Raw genomic sequence first — 15,763 nt, 5'->3', positions numbered from 1 at the left:
GGCGGCTTCCCACCCGACGCTCCCTCAGGTCTGGCGGCTTCCCACCGGACGCTCCCTCACGTCCGGCGGGTTGCCACCCGACGCTCCCGCAGGTCTGGCGGGTTGCCACCCGACGCTCCCTCAGGTCTGGCGGCCAGACGCCACCGCTCCTTCACCCGTGTGCTGCGCAGGTGAGGGAGCATCGGGTTTATTGCTGCAGGATCTGAGGGAGGGTTGCTACTTGGCCTTGCCGAGGAAGTCCTGGAGGCGGCCGACCCCGGTCGCGAGGTCCTCGTCGCCCAGCGCGTAGGACAGGCGCAGGTAGCCTGAGGGACCAAAAGCCTCGCCCGGCACCACAGCGACCTCCACTTCGTCGAGGATGAGCGCGGCGAGTTCGGCCGACGTCGAGGGCCGGACCGGGCCGTTCGCGGTGGGGAACTCCTTGCCCAGCAGCGCCCGGACGTCGGCGTAGACGTAGAAGGCACCCTTGGGCGTGGGGCAGTCCACGCCGTCGATCGCGTTGAGCCCGGCCACAATGGCCTTCCGGCGCCGGTCAAAGGCCACCTTCATCTCGTCCACGGCGGTCAGCGGGCCCGACACGGCCGCGAGGGCGGCGATCTGCGGGATGTTGGAAACGTTGGAGGTGGCGTGCGACTGCAGGTTCGTGGCGGCCTTGATGACGTCGGCCGGGCCGATCATCCAGCCCACCCGCCAGCCGGTCATGGCGTAGGTCTTGGCCACGCCGTTGAGGATGACCACCTTGTCGCCGAGTTCGGGGACGGCCGTGGCGATCGAGGTGAAGGGCACGCCGTCGTACGTCAGGTGCTCGTAAATCTCATCCGTGACCACCCACAGGCCCTTGGCGGCGGCCCATTGGCCGATCTCCTTGACCTGCTCCGGCGCGTAGACGGCCCCGGTCGGATTGGACGGGGAGACGAAGAGTAGGATCTTGGTGCGCTCCGTGATGGCCGCTTCGAGCTGCTCCACGGTAACGAGGTAGCCCTGCTCCGGGCCGGCGAAGACCTCTACCGGCACGCCGCCGGCAAGCCGGATCGCCTCCGGGTAGGTGGTCCAGAAAGGCGCCGGGACAATCACTTCGTCGCCCGGGTCCAGCAGTGTGGCGAAGGTGTTGTAGACGGCCTGCTTGCCGCCATTGGTCACCAGCACCTGCGACGCCTCGGCCTTGTAGCCGGAGTCGCGGAAAGTCTTGTCCGCGATGGCCTGCTTCAGTTCGGGCAGCCCGCCGGCGGGGGAGTAGCGGTGGTACTTCGGCTGGCTGGAGGCCTCGATGGCGGCCTGGACGATGTAGTCGGGGGTCGGGAAGTCAGGTTCTCCGGCGCCGAAGCCGATCACCGGCCGGCCGGCCGCCTTCAACGCCTTCGCCTTGGCATCGACAGCCAGTGTGGCGGATTCGGCTATGGCGGAAATGCGCTGGGAAATGCGGGCGGCAGGCATTGCGGGTCCGTTCTTCGCGTGCAGCTCGTGGCTGGATGTGGGATTCGACGAAATCTACTCTATGCTGTTCAGCGGATCCTCCGGGGTGCCGGGTGGGAATGTGACCCGCAGCGGGAATGGGACTGACGAGTCAGCCGATTTCCGCAGGCAACCAGGGGTCCGGACAGGGCCGGTTCGACGTGGGCGCAGTTGTTGCGTAGACTGGTTCTCCGGTGTTGAAAACACGATGATGACGTGCGCCTCAGGGAAGCCTGCAGGAAGACGCATTCAGACCGGTTTTCGATCCATAGGGTAGTGGCGCAATTGGTAGCGCAGCGGTCTCCAAAACCGCAGGTTGCAGGTTCGAGTCCTGTCTGCCCTGCGCAAGCTGTTCCGGGGGTTTACCGGAACCAGCGCAGCAACCATGGTTCAGTCCAGAGCCGGGTATCCGACATCGCGAGGATGAGTGAGGACCAGGTGACCGAAACAGCTGCCAGCAGCTCCAAAGGCCGCCCCGCCAAGAATGCCCCCAAGGCAGGCTTCTTCGCTCGGATTGCACTCTTCGTCCGCCAGGTCATCGGCGAACTGAAGAAAGTCGTTGCTCCCACCCGCAAGGAACTGATCAACTACACGCTCGTGGTGCTGGTGTTCGTGGTCATCATGATGGTGATCGTCACCCTGCTGGACCTGGCCTTCGGGACCGGAGTGAGCTGGGTCTTCGGCGGAACAGGCGCCACGGACCGCTAAGGCGACCGGTCCGCAGACTGCGTGGATCTCCGAGAAATTCGGAGCTTCCGCGGGGTGTGCGGAATTGAGCCATTTAAATAGGCATGTTAGGCAATGAGGAAGCAGGAGACCAAGTGTCTGAGCAGGAGCTCGAGGTAACTGAGACTGAGCTGGATAAGAGCCAGGACGCCGCGGTGGAAGCCGCGGAAGGGTCCGAGGCCGAGTCTGCTGCGCCCGAATCCGACGCCGCCGACGAGTCTGCTGACGAGGCCGTAGCCGCCGAGGACACCGCAGCCGGCGAGGAGGGCGATGCCCTGGCAGCCGCCGCCGCGGCGGCCGAAGTCGACCCCGCCGATGAATTCCGCGCCAAGCTGCGCCGCCAGGAGGGTGACTGGTACGTCATCCACTCCTACGCCGGCTATGAAAACCGCGTCAAGGCCAACCTTGAGACCCGCATCCAGACCCTGGACATGGAAGATTACATCTTCGAAATCCAGGTCCCGATGGAGGAAGTCGTTGAGATCAAGAACGCTCAGCGCAAGGTCATCAACCGCGTCCGGATCCCCGGCTACGTCCTGGTCCGCATGGACCTGACCGACGCCTCCTGGGGCGCCGTCCGCCACACCCCCGGCGTCACCGGCTTCGTGGGCAACGCCCACAACCCCGTGCCGCTGCGCCTCGACGAGGTCTTCTCCATGCTCGCCCCGGTCTTCGAAGAAGAGCAGGCCGAGAAGGGCAAGCCGGTCAAGCACGCTGCCGCCGCGGTCGACGTCGACTTCGAGGTCGGCGAATCGGTTATCGTCAAGGAGGGCCCGTTCGAGACCCTTCCCGCCACGATCTCCGAGATCAAGGTCGATTCGCAGACCCTGGTGGTGCTCGTCTCCATCTTCGAGCGCGAGACCCCGGTCACCCTGGCGTTCAACCAGGTCAGCAAGATCTAGCAACACCCACAGAATTCGCCCCGGGCTGCCCGCTTAGCAGCCTCGGAGCGGCCGGTCGCCTCGCCATGGCGGCCAACAACCTGAGGCACGCTCCTGTGTCCCAGGACGTAATTGAGAGAAGGACCCTACATTGGCTCCCAAGAAGAAGGTCACCGGCCTCATCAAGCTGCAGATCCAGGCAGGTGCCGCCAACCCGGCCCCGCCGATCGGTCCTGCGCTTGGCCAGCACGGTGTCAACATCATGGAATTCTGCAAGGCGTACAACGCTGCGACGGAAGCCCAGCGCGGCAACGTTATTCCGGTTGAAATCACCGTCTACGAAGACCGTTCGTTCACGTTCATCACCAAGACCCCGCCGGCTGCAGAGCTCATCAAGAAGGCTGCAGGCGTCGCCAAGGGTTCGGCTACCCCGCACACCGTCAAGGTTGCCAAGCTGACCCAGGCCCAGGTCAACGAGATCGCCTCCACCAAGATGGAAGACCTCAACGCCACCAGCCTGGAAGGCGCCGCGAAGATCATCGCCGGCACCGCCCGCTCCATGGGTATCACCGTCGAGGGTTAATTCCCCCACCGCTGATGCGGCGCCAGGTCCGGGAAACCGGGAACGACGCCGGGCAGCACCGCCGGGCGACCGGCACCACCTAAACATTGAAATATCGGGACCCGCAACGGATAAACCGTCCGGAATCCCGACTGTGGCAGGGCCCAGCGCGGTCCGCAGACCACAACTGCACAAGGAGAATAAGCAGCATGGCAAAGCGCAGCAAAGCATATGAGGCAGCCGCCGCCAAGATCGACGCGGAGAAGTTCTACGCGCCGTTCGAGGCAGTGACCCTCGCCAAGGACACCAACCCGTCCAAGTTCGACGCCACCGTTGAGGTCGCGTTCCGCCTCGGCGTCGACCCCCGCAAGGCCGACCAGATGGTCCGCGGCACCGTCAACCTGCCGCACGGCACCGGCAAGGTCGCCCGCGTCCTCGTCTTCGCCACCGGCGACAAGGCCGAGGCCGCAATCGCAGCCGGCGCCGACTTCGTCGGTTCCGACGACCTGATCGAGAAGATCGCCGGCGGCTGGACCGACTTCGACGCCGCCGTCGCCACCCCTGACCTCATGGGCAAGGTCGGCCGTCTTGGTAAGGTCCTGGGCCCGCGTAACCTGATGCCGAACCCGAAGACCGGCACCGTGACCGCCGACGTCACCAAGGCTGTCAACGATATCAAGGGCGGCAAGATCGACTTCCGCGTCGACAAGCACTCGAACCTGCACTTCATCATCGGCAAGGTTTCCTTCGACGCCATCAAGCTGGCCGAGAACTACGCCGCCGCTCTGGAAGAGGTCCTGCGCCTCAAGCCGTCCGCTTCCAAGGGCCGCTACATCCAGAAGGCCACCGTTGCCACCACGTTTGGCCCGGGCATCTCGGTTGACCCCAACGTCACCAAGGTCCTGACCGAGGTCTAATCCTCACCCGGCGTGCCGTAACAAGCAGCGAAAAGACCGTCCCGCAGCCGCGGGGCGGTCTTTTCTGCATCCTGGACGGCGGTTAGGCTGACCCGGTGACTGCCGCCCCGTACCTCATCGAACCCCTGCAGCTTCCGTCGACCATCGACGCGCCGGATGCCGCGGAATTTCTCGAATTCGGCCGGCTCTGCGATGCACTGACCCTGGAAACCTGGGGCAGCCTGGACCGGGCCACTACCACCGGAGCCCGGCTGCGCTACTGGCGGGACAACGCTTACAGCCGGATGCGGATCTTCTTTGTCCGCGTCGACGGCAAGATGGTTGGGAAGTCATGGATCCGCTTCGAGCAGCAGGAGAACCTCGGCCGGGCGCTCCTGCACGTGGCTGTACTGAAGGCTTACACCGGCCGCGGGCTCGGCCGCGCGCTGCTGGAACACGCCCAGTCGCTGGCCGCCGCTGACGGCCGCACCGTCCTGATGAGCTTCACCGAACACCCGGCGGACTTCGACGCCGACGGTCCGGGCGTGATGACGCCGTTGACCGGCACCGGCGCCCTCCCGACGGCGGCACGCGGCGTCCGCTTCGCCGCGGCGGCCGGCTACCGGCTGGAACAGGTCGAGCGGTTCAGCAGCCTGGATGTTGCTGCCGCAGCGCCGGGCCTGGACCGGCTGGAACGGGACGCCCGGACCAAGGCCGCCGGTTATGAGCTGCTGTGCTGGACTGACCGCTGCCCGGAGGAATACGTGGCGCAGCTGGCAGCGCTGATGTCACGGATGAGCACGGACGCGCCGACCGGAGGGCTCAGCTACGACGAGGAGACCTGGGATGTAGCACGCGTGCGCCACGTCGAGGACACCTGGAAGCAGGCCGGCAACGTCTCGCTCGTGGCAGCGGCCCGCCACCGGCAGAGCGGGGAGCTGGCGGCGTACTCGGTGCTCGAACTGGCGCCCGGCAAACCGTGGCTTGCCGAGCAGGACGACACCCTGGTGGCCGCCAACCACCGCGGGCACCGCCTGGGCATGCTGGTGAAAATTGCCAACCTCCGCCGGCTGGCCGGCTACCCGGACGTCCGGCGCGTCACCACCTTCAACGCTGCCGAAAACGACCACATGCTCGCCATCAACGTCGCCCTCGGTTTCCGCCCTGCGGGCTGGGACGGGGAATGGCAGCGGTCCGTCGCCCCGGAAGCCGTGGGAAGCGTGGCGGAAGCCGCGGGAATCGCCCCGGGCTCCGGGTGAGGTGCGCCGGCGTCGGACGCCGCCGGAAAGTCCCCGGTGCAGGCCATGGAATGCGGACCCAAACGGGCATATGCTGACGCTTGAAAGCCCGGCGCGGGCCGGGCAACGCATGAGGCGGCAGAGCATTGGGCGGCAGGACGGCTGGGAACATGCCCGCTAAGGCACACGAGGTACGGGTCGAGCAGCTCTGGATCCCGGATTCGCTGGACGGACCGGATGCAGCGGACTTCCTTGCCGCCGTCGAGGTGGGGCGGAAGGTCCGGATGGAGACCTGGGGGAGCGACGACCTCGCCTACGCCCCGCTGGAAAAGCTGCTGGAAATGGCGGACCCCTATGAGCGCCAGGTCATCCTCGTGGCCAAGGTCGACGGCGAGATCGTCGGAACCGTGGACATTGCCCTGCCGCTCGCGGACAACCTCGACCTGGCCGAGTTCACCCTCGACATCCTGCCCGGGTTCCAAGGCCGCGGCGTCGGCCGGCAGCTCCTGGAAGCCGCCGAACACCTCGCCCGGGAGGAGGGCCGGCACACCATCCTGATCGACACCAACCATCCGGGCGCGACCCTGGCGGATAGCAAAGCCGGGCAGCTCATTCCCGGGACCGGCATGGGCTTCGTGCCGCTGAACAGCCGGGATGTCGAGTTCGCCCGGCACACCGGCTACACCCTGCAGCACATCGAACAGTTCAGCTCCTGCGCCCTCCCGCTGGACAGCAAGCTGGTCGCCGAGCTGCAGGCCGAGGCCGACGCGGCCAACGCCGCACGGTACCGGCTGCACCACTGGACCGACCGCTGCCCGGAGCAATGGCTCGAAGCCGTCGCCGCGCTGGAGAACCAGGCCGGGGAGGACGGGATCCCCGGCGCCGACGACGGGGACCTGGTGTTCGACGGCGACGTCCTCCGCGAGGCGGAGGACGTCGCCATCGCACAGGGCCGCCGGACGGTGGTCACCGCCGTCGAGCATCTCGCCAGCGGCGCGCTGGTAGGCCTGACCACCATCACCGTCCTCGCGTTGCGCCCCGACGTCGTCTTCCAGGACGACACGGTGGTGCTGCGCGAGCACCGGGGCAACAAGTTGGGGCTGCTGATCAAGCTGGCCAACATGGAGCGGCTTACCGAACAGTTCCCGGACGCGCGCGTGCTGTACACCTGGAATGCCCCCGAAAACCGCTACCTGCTGACCGTCAACCAGCAGCTCGGCTTCACCACCGCGGGCGTGACAGGCATCTGGCAAAAGGAGCTGCCGGACTTCGGGCCCAGCGTCAGCTGAGCCGATTTGGAGCACACGGGGCGCGTCCCGTAAGCTTGGAGGACCAAAGACCGTCGGTTGTTGGAAATCCACTCTCCTGAGCATCGCTCACTTCTGCAGTTGTGTGCGGGGGATTCAAGTTGGTTTCCGGACGAAGGCCCCTCAACGCAGGGCGGCCGGCGCAGGTGAACGAAGCAAAGCTCCGCGGCTAGCCCGCGTCGAGACAAGCCCCGTGCATCTGCGCGGGGCGTTTTTAGTTTTAGCGATCCTGAGGGGACCCGGACAAACCGGCACTATCCCCGGAAGGAGGGTTATGGCAACGCCTACTAAGGTTTCAGCAGTAGCTGAGATCACTAACGATTTCAAGGAATCGAACGCCGCTGTCCTGACCGAATACCGTGGGCTCACCGTTGCACAGCTCAAGCAGCTGCGTGTTTCTCTCGGCCAGGACACCAAGTTCGCGGTCGTCAAGAACACCCTGACCGCCATTGCAGCCAAGGAAGCCGGCGTCGAAGCATTCGACGGCCAGCTTGCCGGCCCCACTGCAATTGCGTTCATCAAGGGTGACGCAGTTGCAGCTGCCAAGAGCCTGACGGATTTTGCCAAGGCCAACAAGCAGCTGGTTATCAAGACCGGTTACTTCGAAGGCAAGGCACTGAACGCCAGCGAAGTTGCTGCCCTGGCAGCACTCGAGTCCCGCGAGCTGCAGCTCGCCAAGGTTGCAGGCATCCTCAAGGCTCCTGCTGCCGCTGCTGCACGCATCATTGACGCCCTGCGCCTCAAGCTTGAAGAAGAGAACGGTGCACCGGCAGCTGCCGAAGCACCCGCCGCCGAAGAAGCCCCCGCCGCAGAAGCAGCAGAGACCGAAGCTCCGGCCGACGCCGCAGCCACTGAAGAGAACTAACTCTCTTTCAACCCAGACTCCGGTGCTAAGGCGCGGCCCAGGCCGCCCAGGCACCACCTATAGGAAGGACGCCACACCATGGCGAAGCTCAGCAACGAAGAGCTCATTGAAGCTTTCAAGGAACTGACCATCATCGAGCTCTCCGAGTTCGTCAAGCTCTTCGAAGAGACCTTCGAAGTTACCGCTGCCGCTGTTGCAGTTGCCGGCCCCGCCGGTGGCGCTGCTGAAGAGGTTGAAGAGAAGACTGACTTCGATGTCATCCTCGAGGCTGCTGGCGACAAGAAGATCGCAGTGATCAAGGAAGTTCGCGCTATCACCTCCCTCGGCCTCAAGGAAGCCAAGGACCTGGTTGACGGTGCACCGAAGGCTGTTCTCGAAGGCGCCACCAAGGAAGCCGCCGAGAAGGCCAAGGCTCAGCTCGAAGAGGCCGGCGCAACGGTTACCCTCAAGTAACTCGCCCTGCCCGGGGCGTTCGACCAGCTCGAACGGCCCAGTTTTTTACGGGAAACCCCGTCCACTCCGGTGGGCGGGGTTTCCTGCGTCCGGCGCAGGGCGGGAGCGGGGTAAACCTTTAGTAAATGATTGCCTGCTCTCCTTTTCAGGATGCGGCGCGGCCCCTAGACTTTGGCCTTGTGCCGACCGGCCGCCAAACCCTGAGGAGCCCACACAATGACCGATCCCAACCCCTCGTTCTCCCGCCGCGCCATGCTCACCGCGGCCTTCGTCGGCGGCAGCGCCGCCGCGGCCGCTCTGTCCGGTGCCCCGGCGGCACAGGCAGCGCCGGCCAACAACGGCAAGAAACAGTTCAACCTGACCGTGCTCGGGACCACCGACCTGCACAACAACGTCTTCAACTGGGACTACTTCAAGGACGTGCCCTACTCCGACGCCGCGGGAAACAAGATCGGCATCGCCCAGGCGGCCACCCTGATCAAGGCCGTCCGTGCCGAACGGGGCGCCGGCAACACGCTCACCATCGACTCCGGCGACACTATCCAGGGCACGCCCCTTGCCTACTACTTCGCCAAAGTGAATCCCATCTCGGAGACCGTCAAGCACCCCATGGCGCTGGCCATGAACGCGGTGGGCTACGACGCCGTCGCGCTCGGCAACCACGAGTTCAACTACGGCATCCCGATGCTGCGGACCTGGGAGAAGCAGCTGGACTTCCCGCTGCTGGGCGCCAACGTGCATGACGCCGTCACCGGCCAGCGTGCCTTCACCCCGTACGTTCTCAAGCGCGTCAAGACCGAGAACGGCTGGCTGACGGTGGGCCTGGTCGGCTTCGTGACCCCCGGCTGCGCGCTCTGGGACCGCGACAACGTCCAGGGCAAGCTGGACTTCAACGGAATCGTCGAGGAGGCCAGGACCGTCATCCCGCAGATGAAGGCCGCCGGAGCTGACGTCGTCATCGTCTCCAGCCACTCGGGCGCGACGCCGGGTTCCTCCTACGGGGACGCGCTGCCGTTCGCCGAAAACGCCTCCACGCAGCTCGCCGAGGAAGTCCCGGGCATCGACGCGATCCTCGTCGGGCACGCGCACCTGGAGATCCCGGAACGGTTCGTCACCAACAAGGCCACCGGCCGGCAGGTCCTTCTCACCGAACCCCTGAAGTGGGGCATGCGCATCGCCGTGATCGACCTGCAGCTCGCCAAGGACCGCGGCCAGTGGAGCGTCACCTCGGCGCACTCGCACCTGTTGGACGCCAAAACCGTCGAGGCGGATCCCGCCGTCGTCAGCGCGGTGCAGGCCGGGCACGAGGCGACCGTCAAGTACGTCAACCAGGTGATCGGGACGTCCACCGCGCCGTTGAGCACGGCGACCGCCTGCTGGGGGGACTCGGCGGCGATCGACGCGATCAACTACGTTCAGGCCAGCACCATCAAGGCGGAGCTGGCCAACGGTCCGGCGGCCGGGCTGCCGGTCCTGTCCATCGCGGCGGCGTTCTCGCGCTCGGTGGACGTCAAGGCAGGCCCGCTGACCATCCGGGACGTGGCCGGGCTGTATATCTTCGACAACACACTGCTCTCCATCAAGGTCACCGGCGCCCAGGTCAAGGCCTACCTCGAGTGGTCCGCGCAGTACTTCAAGCCGGTGAGCGGCACCACCGCCCGCGCGCAGGACGTCACGAACGCCGTCACGGCGCTGGCGCCCAACGGCACCCCGGACTACAACTACGACGTCGTCTACGGACTGGACGCCCCGCTGGACTACGAGATCGACCTGGCCCGTCCCGCGGGGGACCGGATCAGGAACCTGACGTACGGAGGCTCGCCGGTGGGGGCGGAACAGGAGTTTGCAATGGCGATCAACAACTACCGGCAGAGCGGCGGCGGTGGCTTCCCGGCAGTGAAGACGGCACCAGTGCTCTCGAACAGCCAGCAGGAGATCCGGCAGCGCATCATTGACTACGTGGTGGCCCGCGGCACCCTGGACGCGGCCGTGTTCAGCCAGAGCAACTGGCGGCTGACGGTCAACGGCGAACCGCTGACCGTCACCGCCTGATCACCGTTGCTTTTAACCCGCGTGTGTCAGCTTGGCTGCACCGGCTCGGTGATGTCCGCGACGACGGCGTCCAGGGCTGCGGTGAGCGCGTCGGCGTCGACGAAGGCGCTGTAGCCGTGTTCCCCGGCGCCCATCGAAATCCGCCGGCCCGTGATGGTGCTGTCGGCGTAGACCGGCCACGGGGACGTGCTGCCCAGCGGGGTGATGGTGCCGCGCTCGTAGCCGGTCGCGGCGAGGGCGACGTCGGCGCTGGGCAGCGAGAGTTTGTTGACGCCGACCAGCTGGCGCAGCTTGGGCCAGGAGATCTGGCGGTCCCCGGGGACGAGGGCGAACAGGAAGCTGCCGTCCTTGTGCTTGACCACCAGGGACTTCACGATGTCCCCGGGGGTGATGCCGAGGATGCCGGCGGCCTCCTCCAGGCTGCTGGCGGCCAGCCGCTCCACCAGCTCCACCTCAAGGCCGCGCGCGGCGGCGTCGGCCAGGAATCGCTTCCTGCCGGCACCGCCGCCGCGGCCTTCGCCGGAGATGAGTTCGGACATCAGTCGCGGTACAGCAGCAGGGCCTCGCCTTGGCCGCCGCCGCCGCAGAGCGAGACGGCGGCTTTGCCGCTGCCGCGCCGCTTCAGCTCGTGGGCCGCGTGCAGGGCCAGCCGGGCTCCGGAAGCGCCGATCGGGTGCCCCAGGGCGATGGCGCCGCCGTGGATGTTGCACTGCTCCAGGGGGTAGTCGAGGTCCTTGAGGGACTGCACGGCCACGGAACCGAAGGCCTCGTTGATCTCGATGAAGTCCAGGTCTGCGGTGGACCAGCCGGCCTTGTCCAGCGCGCTCTTGATCGCGTTGGAGGGCTGGGAGTGCAGCGAATTGTCCGGGCCGGCGACCTGCCCGGGCTTGCCGACCACGGCGAGGTAATCCAGGCCGTGTTCCTCCGCGAAGCTCCGTGAGGTGAGGACCAGGGCGGCAGCGCCGTCGGAGAGCGGGGACGAGTTGCCGGCCGTGATGGTGCCGTCGGTGGCGAAGGCCGCGCGCAGGCCGGCCAGGGACGAAACGGACGTGTCCGGGCGGACCCCCTCGTCGGTGCCGACCACCACCGGGTCGCCCTTGCGCTGCTTGACGCTGATCGGGGCGATCTCGCCGTCGAAGACCCCGTCCTTCGCTGCTGTGGCGGCGCGCTGGTGCGAGGCCGCGGCCACCTCGTCCTGGGAGGTGCGGTCGATGCCCAGCGTGACGTTCTTGCTCTCCGTGGACAGGCCCATGGACTGGCCGTCGAAGGCGTCGGTGAGGCCGTCATGGGCGGCGGCATCGAGTGCCTGGACCGAACCGTAGGTCCAGCCCTGCCGCGAGCCGGGCAGCAGGTGCGGTGCCCGGCTCATCGACTCCTGGCCGCCGGCGACGACGACGGTGGCGTCGCCGCTGCGGATCATCCGGGCCGCGTCGATCACGGCGGTGAGGCCGGAGAGGCAGACCTTGTTGATGGTCACGGTGGGGACGTTCCAGCCGATGCCGGCGCCGATGGCACTCTGCCGGGCCGGGTTCTGGCCCGCGCCGGCCTGCAGGACCTGGCCCATGATGACCGAGTCGACCTGGTCCGCCGTCACTCCGCTGGCGGCCAGCGCCGCCCGGATCGCGTGGGTGCCCAGTTCGACGGCGGTGAAGCTGGCCAGCTGCCCGTTCAGCCGGCCCTGCGGGGTGCGGGCGGCGGCGAGGATGACAACATCATTGTTGTCCGCGGAGTTGCTCATGGTTATCTCTTCCGATCTCTAACGATGTATCCCAAGGTTATCGTGAGCCCTGTCACGGAGCCATTCGGCGGAACGGCTGTCGGGGCAGCAGGTGCTGCGGGGGATCCGCCGGCGGGGGCGCCGGGGCGGGAGCCGGGGCAGCCGGGGGCCGTGCTTGCATTCGCGCCGCAAGTGGGGTAGACAAGTAGGTTGCTTTGCCGTATCGTAGATATTTGCGTCTTCCCTGTTTACCTTCAGCCTTCATATAGCGGTGGGCTTAGCCCGACAGCTGCTCCATCAATGTGCCGTCTACAACGTGCACCAGCATGGGCAGTGCGGGTCCCGGGTCATATAGCGGAACCGGACTGGTAGCACTGCGAAGTCACTTCGCAGGGTGCATAACGGGGGAGATCTGAAAACGCCTGAAGGTCTGTGGAAGGATCCCTCTTGGTCGCCTCGAGCACCTCTAATGTAAACAACGCTACCGCTATTAATGCCGACAGCACCGACGGTGCAACCCGCCGGCTCTCTTTCGCAAAGATTCACGAACCGCTTGACGTTCCGAATCTGCTTGCCCTGCAAACCGACAGCTTTGACTGGCTGGTCGGCAACGAACGCTGGCAGGCACGCGTCGCGAAGGCCGTCGAAGAAGGCGACCTCAGTGTCGCCACCACGTCGGGCCTGTCTGACATTTTCGAAGAGATCTCCCCGATCGAGGATTTCCAGGGCACCATGTCCCTGAGCTTCTCCGAGCCGGAGTTCGCTGATCCGAAATACACCATGGCCGAATGCAAGGACCGGGACGCTACGTACTCGGCTCCGCTGTACGTCAAGGCCGAATTCATGAACAACAACACGGGCGAAATCAAGCAGCAGACCGTGTTCATGGGTGACTTCCCGCTGATGACCGAGAAGGGCACCTTCGTCGTCAACGGCACCGAGCGTGTCGTCGTCTCCCAGCTGGTCCGTTCCCCGGGCGCCTACTTTGAGCGCACCGCGGACAAGACCAGCGACAAGGACATCTTCACCGCGAAGATCATCCCGTCCCGCGGCGCCTGGTTCGAACTCGAAATCGACAAGCGCGACCAGGTCGGCGTCCGTCTCGACCGCAAGCGCAAGCAGTCCGTCACCGTGCTGCTGAAGGCCCTCGGCTGGACCGAAGGCCAGATCCTCGAAGAGTTCGGCCAGTACGACTCCATGCGCGCGACGCTGGAGAAGGACGCCACCGAAACCCGCGAAGACGCCTTGCTGGACATCTACCGGAAGCTGCGACCGGGCGAGCCGCCCACCGTCGAGGCTGCCCAGTCCCTGCTGGACAACCTGTACTTCAACTCCAAGCGCTACGATCTGGCCAAGGTCGGCCGTTACAAGATCAACCGCAAGCTTGGCATTGACCGCTCCCTTGGCGACAAGGAAGCATCCGTGCTGCACGTTGAAGACATCGTTGCCATGATCAAGTTCCTGGTAGCCCTGCACGCCGGTGAGAAGACCCTCATGGGCAAGCGCGATGGCCAGGACCACGAACTGCGCGTCGAGATCGACGACATCGACCACTTCGGCAACCGCCGCATCCGCGCCGTCGGCGAGCTCATCGAGAACCAGGTCCGCACCGGCCTGTCCCGTATGGAGCGCGTTGTCCGCGAGCGTATGACGACCCAGGACGTCGAGGCCATCACGCCGCAGACCCTGATCAACATCCGCCCCGTCGTGGCAGCCATCAAGGAGTTCTTCGGAACCTCCCAGCTGTCGCAGTTCATGGACCAGAACAACCCGCTCTCGGGCCTGACCCACAAGCGCCGCCTGTCCGCGCTCGGCCCGGGTGGTCTGTCCCGTGACCGCGCCGGCATGGAAGTTCGTGACGTGCACCCGTCCCACTACGGACGTATGTGCCCGATCGAAACCCCTGAAGGCCCGAACATCGGCCTGATCGGTTCGCTGGCTTCCTACGGACGCATCAACCCGTTCGGCTTCATTGAGACCCCGTACCGCCTCGTCTCCGAGGGTGTCGTTTCCGATGAGGTCCAGTACCTCACCGCCGACGACGAGGCCGAGGTCCTGATCGCACAGGCCAACGCCCCGCTCGACGAGAACAAGCGTTTCGCCGAAGAGACCGTGCTGGTCCGTGCCCGTGGTGGTGGAGGCGAGCCCGTGCTGGTTCCCGCCGCCGACGTCGAGTTCATGGACGTTTCCCCGCGCCAGATGGTGTCCGTGGCAACCGCCCTGATCCCGTTCCTCGAGCATGACGATGCAAACCGCGCACTCATGGGTGCCAACATGCAGCGCCAGGCCGTGCCGCTGGTCCGTTCCGAGGCGCCGTTCGTCGGCACCGGCATGGAGCGCGCCGCCGCCGTCGACGCCGGTGACGTTGTCATCGCGAAGAAGGCCGGTGTGGTCACCGAGGTTTCCGCCGAGCTCGTCATCATGCTCAACGACGACGGCACCGAAACCAACTACCGGATCAACAAGTTCGCCCGCTCCAACCAGGGCAACTGCTACAACCACCGTGTCCTGGTGAACGAAGGCCAGCGCCTGGAGGTCGGCGGCATCATCGCCGACGGCCCGGCAACGGACCAGGGCGAGCTCGCCCTCGGTAAGAACCTGCTCGTGGCGTTCATGTCATGGGAAGGCCACAACTTCGAGGATGCCATCATCCTGTCCCAGCGGATCGTGGCAGAGGACGTCCTGTCCTCGATCCACATCGAGGAGCACGAGATCGACGCCCGCGACACCAAGCTTGGTGCCGAGGAAATCACCCGTGACATCCCGAACGTGTCCGAGGAAGTCCTGGCAGGCCTGGACGAGCGCGGCATCATCCACATCGGTGCCGAGGTTGAAGCCGGCGACATCCTGGTCGGCAAGGTCACCCCCAAGGGCGAGACCGAGCTGACCCCGGAAGAGCGCCTGCTGCGCGCCATCTTCGGTGAGAAGTCCCGCGAAGTGCGTGACACCTCCCTGAAGGTGCCCCACGGCGAGTCCGGCACCGTGATCGGTGTCCGCGTCTTCGACCGCGACAACGACGACGAGCTGCCCCCGGGCGTCAACCAGCTGGTCCGCGTTTACGTGGCCGCCAAGCGCAAGATCACCGACGGCGACAAGCTCGCCGGCCGTCACGGCAACAAGGGTGTTATCTCCAAGATCCTTCCGATCGAGGACATGCCCTTCCTTGCCGACGGTACCCCCGTTGATATTGTCCTCAACCCGCTGGGTGTTCCGGGCCGTATGAACGTCGGCCAGGTGCTTGAGACGCACCTCGGCTGGGTTGCCAAGACCGGTTGGAAGATCGAAGGCGAGCCCGAGTGGGTCAAGCAGCTGCCGAACCTGCCGCGCGAGAGTGGCCAGACCACTGTTGCCACGCCGGTCTTCGACGGTGCGCGTGAAGAGGAAATCACGGGCCTGCTCGACTCCACCAACGTCACCCGCGACGGGGACCGCCTGATCAACTCCTCGGGCAAGACCCGCCTGTTTGACGGCCGCTCCGGCGAGCCGTTCCCGGATCCGATCTCGGTCGGCTACATGTACATCCTGAAGCTCCACCACCTGGTGGACGACAAGATCCACGCGCGCTCCACCGGCCCGTACTCCATGATCACGCAGCAGCCGCTGGGTGGTAAGGC

At 65.9% G+C, this 15,763-nt stretch carries 13 protein-coding genes and 1 tRNA gene; 11 read left to right on the top strand and 3 right to left on the bottom strand.

Annotated elements, in window-relative coordinates; translation table 11 throughout:
- Positions 1–216: 216 nt before the first annotated feature.
- Positions 217–1,434: a pyridoxal phosphate-dependent aminotransferase gene (locus ABIN76_RS17475; protein ID WP_346960923.1), complete on the bottom strand. Its 1,218-nt coding sequence runs from the start codon at positions 1,432–1,434 to the stop codon at positions 217–219.
- Positions 1,435–1,722: 288 nt separating this feature from the next.
- Here ABIN76_RS17475 and ABIN76_RS17470 point away from each other — a divergent pair.
- The 10 genes from ABIN76_RS17470 (at position 1,723) to ABIN76_RS17425 (ending at position 10,432) form a co-directional block, all read left to right on the top strand.
- Positions 1,723–1,795 (top strand) — tRNA-Trp (locus tag ABIN76_RS17470).
- A 95-nt stretch (positions 1,796–1,890) separates the two neighbouring features.
- Complete coding sequence (gene secE, locus ABIN76_RS17465; RefSeq protein ID WP_346960922.1) at positions 1,891–2,160, top strand: preprotein translocase subunit SecE; 270 nt, start codon at positions 1,891–1,893, stop codon at positions 2,158–2,160.
- A 113-nt stretch (positions 2,161–2,273) separates the two neighbouring features.
- On the top strand, positions 2,274–3,080 hold the full coding sequence (gene nusG, locus ABIN76_RS17460; protein ID WP_346960921.1) for a transcription termination/antitermination protein NusG: 807 nt from the start codon (positions 2,274–2,276) through the stop codon (positions 3,078–3,080).
- Between the two features lie 130 nt (positions 3,081–3,210).
- Positions 3,211–3,642 (top strand): 50S ribosomal protein L11, encoded by a 432-nt coding sequence (gene rplK / locus ABIN76_RS17455; protein ID WP_003803853.1) that lies wholly within the window; start codon positions 3,211–3,213, stop codon positions 3,640–3,642.
- Between the two features lie 188 nt (positions 3,643–3,830).
- On the top strand, positions 3,831–4,538 hold the full coding sequence (gene rplA / locus ABIN76_RS17450; protein WP_138768556.1) for a 50S ribosomal protein L1: 708 nt from the start codon (positions 3,831–3,833) through the stop codon (positions 4,536–4,538).
- 95 nt (positions 4,539–4,633) lie between these two features.
- Positions 4,634–5,776, top strand: a complete 1,143-nt coding sequence (locus tag ABIN76_RS17445; protein WP_346960920.1) for a GNAT family N-acetyltransferase — start codon at positions 4,634–4,636, stop codon at positions 5,774–5,776.
- Between the two features lie 149 nt (positions 5,777–5,925).
- Positions 5,926–7,044 (top strand): GNAT family N-acetyltransferase, encoded by a 1,119-nt coding sequence (locus ABIN76_RS17440; protein ID WP_346960919.1) that lies wholly within the window; start codon positions 5,926–5,928, stop codon positions 7,042–7,044.
- 292 nt (positions 7,045–7,336) lie between these two features.
- Positions 7,337–7,927, top strand: a complete 591-nt coding sequence (rplJ, locus tag ABIN76_RS17435; protein WP_346960918.1) for a 50S ribosomal protein L10 — start codon at positions 7,337–7,339, stop codon at positions 7,925–7,927.
- Positions 7,928–8,005: 78 nt separating this feature from the next.
- Positions 8,006–8,380, top strand: coding sequence for a 50S ribosomal protein L7/L12 (rplL, locus tag ABIN76_RS17430; protein ID WP_346960917.1), 375 nt, complete (start codon positions 8,006–8,008; stop codon positions 8,378–8,380).
- Positions 8,381–8,596: 216 nt separating this feature from the next.
- The gene (locus tag ABIN76_RS17425; RefSeq protein ID WP_346960916.1) at positions 8,597–10,432 is read left to right on the top strand and encodes a 5'-nucleotidase C-terminal domain-containing protein; all 1,836 of its coding nucleotides are present in this window, start codon (positions 8,597–8,599) and stop codon (positions 10,430–10,432) included.
- A gap of 26 nt (positions 10,433–10,458) precedes the next feature.
- On the opposite strand, the gene ABIN76_RS17420 is transcribed toward ABIN76_RS17425, so the two are convergent.
- Positions 10,459–10,971, bottom strand: coding sequence for a YbaK/EbsC family protein (locus tag ABIN76_RS17420; RefSeq protein ID WP_346960915.1), 513 nt, complete (start codon positions 10,969–10,971; stop codon positions 10,459–10,461).
- Complete coding sequence (locus ABIN76_RS17415; RefSeq protein WP_346960914.1) at positions 10,971–12,170, bottom strand: acetyl-CoA C-acetyltransferase; 1,200 nt, start codon at positions 12,168–12,170, stop codon at positions 10,971–10,973. Before ABIN76_RS17415 ends, ABIN76_RS17420 begins: the two co-directional genes overlap by 1 nt.
- Positions 12,171–12,596: 426 nt before the next feature.
- Between ABIN76_RS17415 and rpoB the strand changes: the two genes are divergently transcribed.
- On the top strand, positions 12,597–15,763 hold a 3,167-nt coding region (gene rpoB, locus ABIN76_RS17410; RefSeq protein WP_346960913.1), incomplete at its 3' end, for a DNA-directed RNA polymerase subunit beta.

Origin of the sequence: uncultured Arthrobacter sp. (assembly GCF_964021775.1) — a bacterium.
In the GTDB taxonomy this organism is placed as follows: Bacteria; Actinomycetota; Actinomycetes; order Actinomycetales; family Micrococcaceae; genus Arthrobacter.
This window is presented reverse-complemented; position numbering and strand designations above follow the sequence as displayed.

Excerpts from the sequence above, each read along its gene's own strand:
- ABIN76_RS17475 (WP_346960923.1), bottom strand. The coding sequence starts at position 1,434 with ATGCCTGCCGCCCGCATTTCCCAGCGCATTTCCGCCATAGCCGAATCC.
- rplA (WP_138768556.1), top strand. The coding sequence starts at position 3,831 with ATGGCAAAGCGCAGCAAAGCATATGAGGCAGCCGCCGCCAAGATCGAC.
- ABIN76_RS17440 (WP_346960919.1), top strand. The coding sequence starts at position 5,926 with ATGCCCGCTAAGGCACACGAGGTACGGGTCGAGCAGCTCTGGATCCCG.
- rplJ (WP_346960918.1), top strand. The coding sequence starts at position 7,337 with ATGGCAACGCCTACTAAGGTTTCAGCAGTAGCTGAGATCACTAACGAT.
- rplL (WP_346960917.1), top strand. The coding sequence starts at position 8,006 with ATGGCGAAGCTCAGCAACGAAGAGCTCATTGAAGCTTTCAAGGAACTG.
- ABIN76_RS17425 (WP_346960916.1), top strand. The coding sequence starts at position 8,597 with ATGACCGATCCCAACCCCTCGTTCTCCCGCCGCGCCATGCTCACCGCG.
- ABIN76_RS17420 (WP_346960915.1), bottom strand. The coding sequence starts at position 10,971 with ATGTCCGAACTCATCTCCGGCGAAGGCCGCGGCGGCGGTGCCGGCAGG.
- ABIN76_RS17415 (WP_346960914.1), bottom strand. The coding sequence starts at position 12,170 with ATGAGCAACTCCGCGGACAACAATGATGTTGTCATCCTCGCCGCCGCC.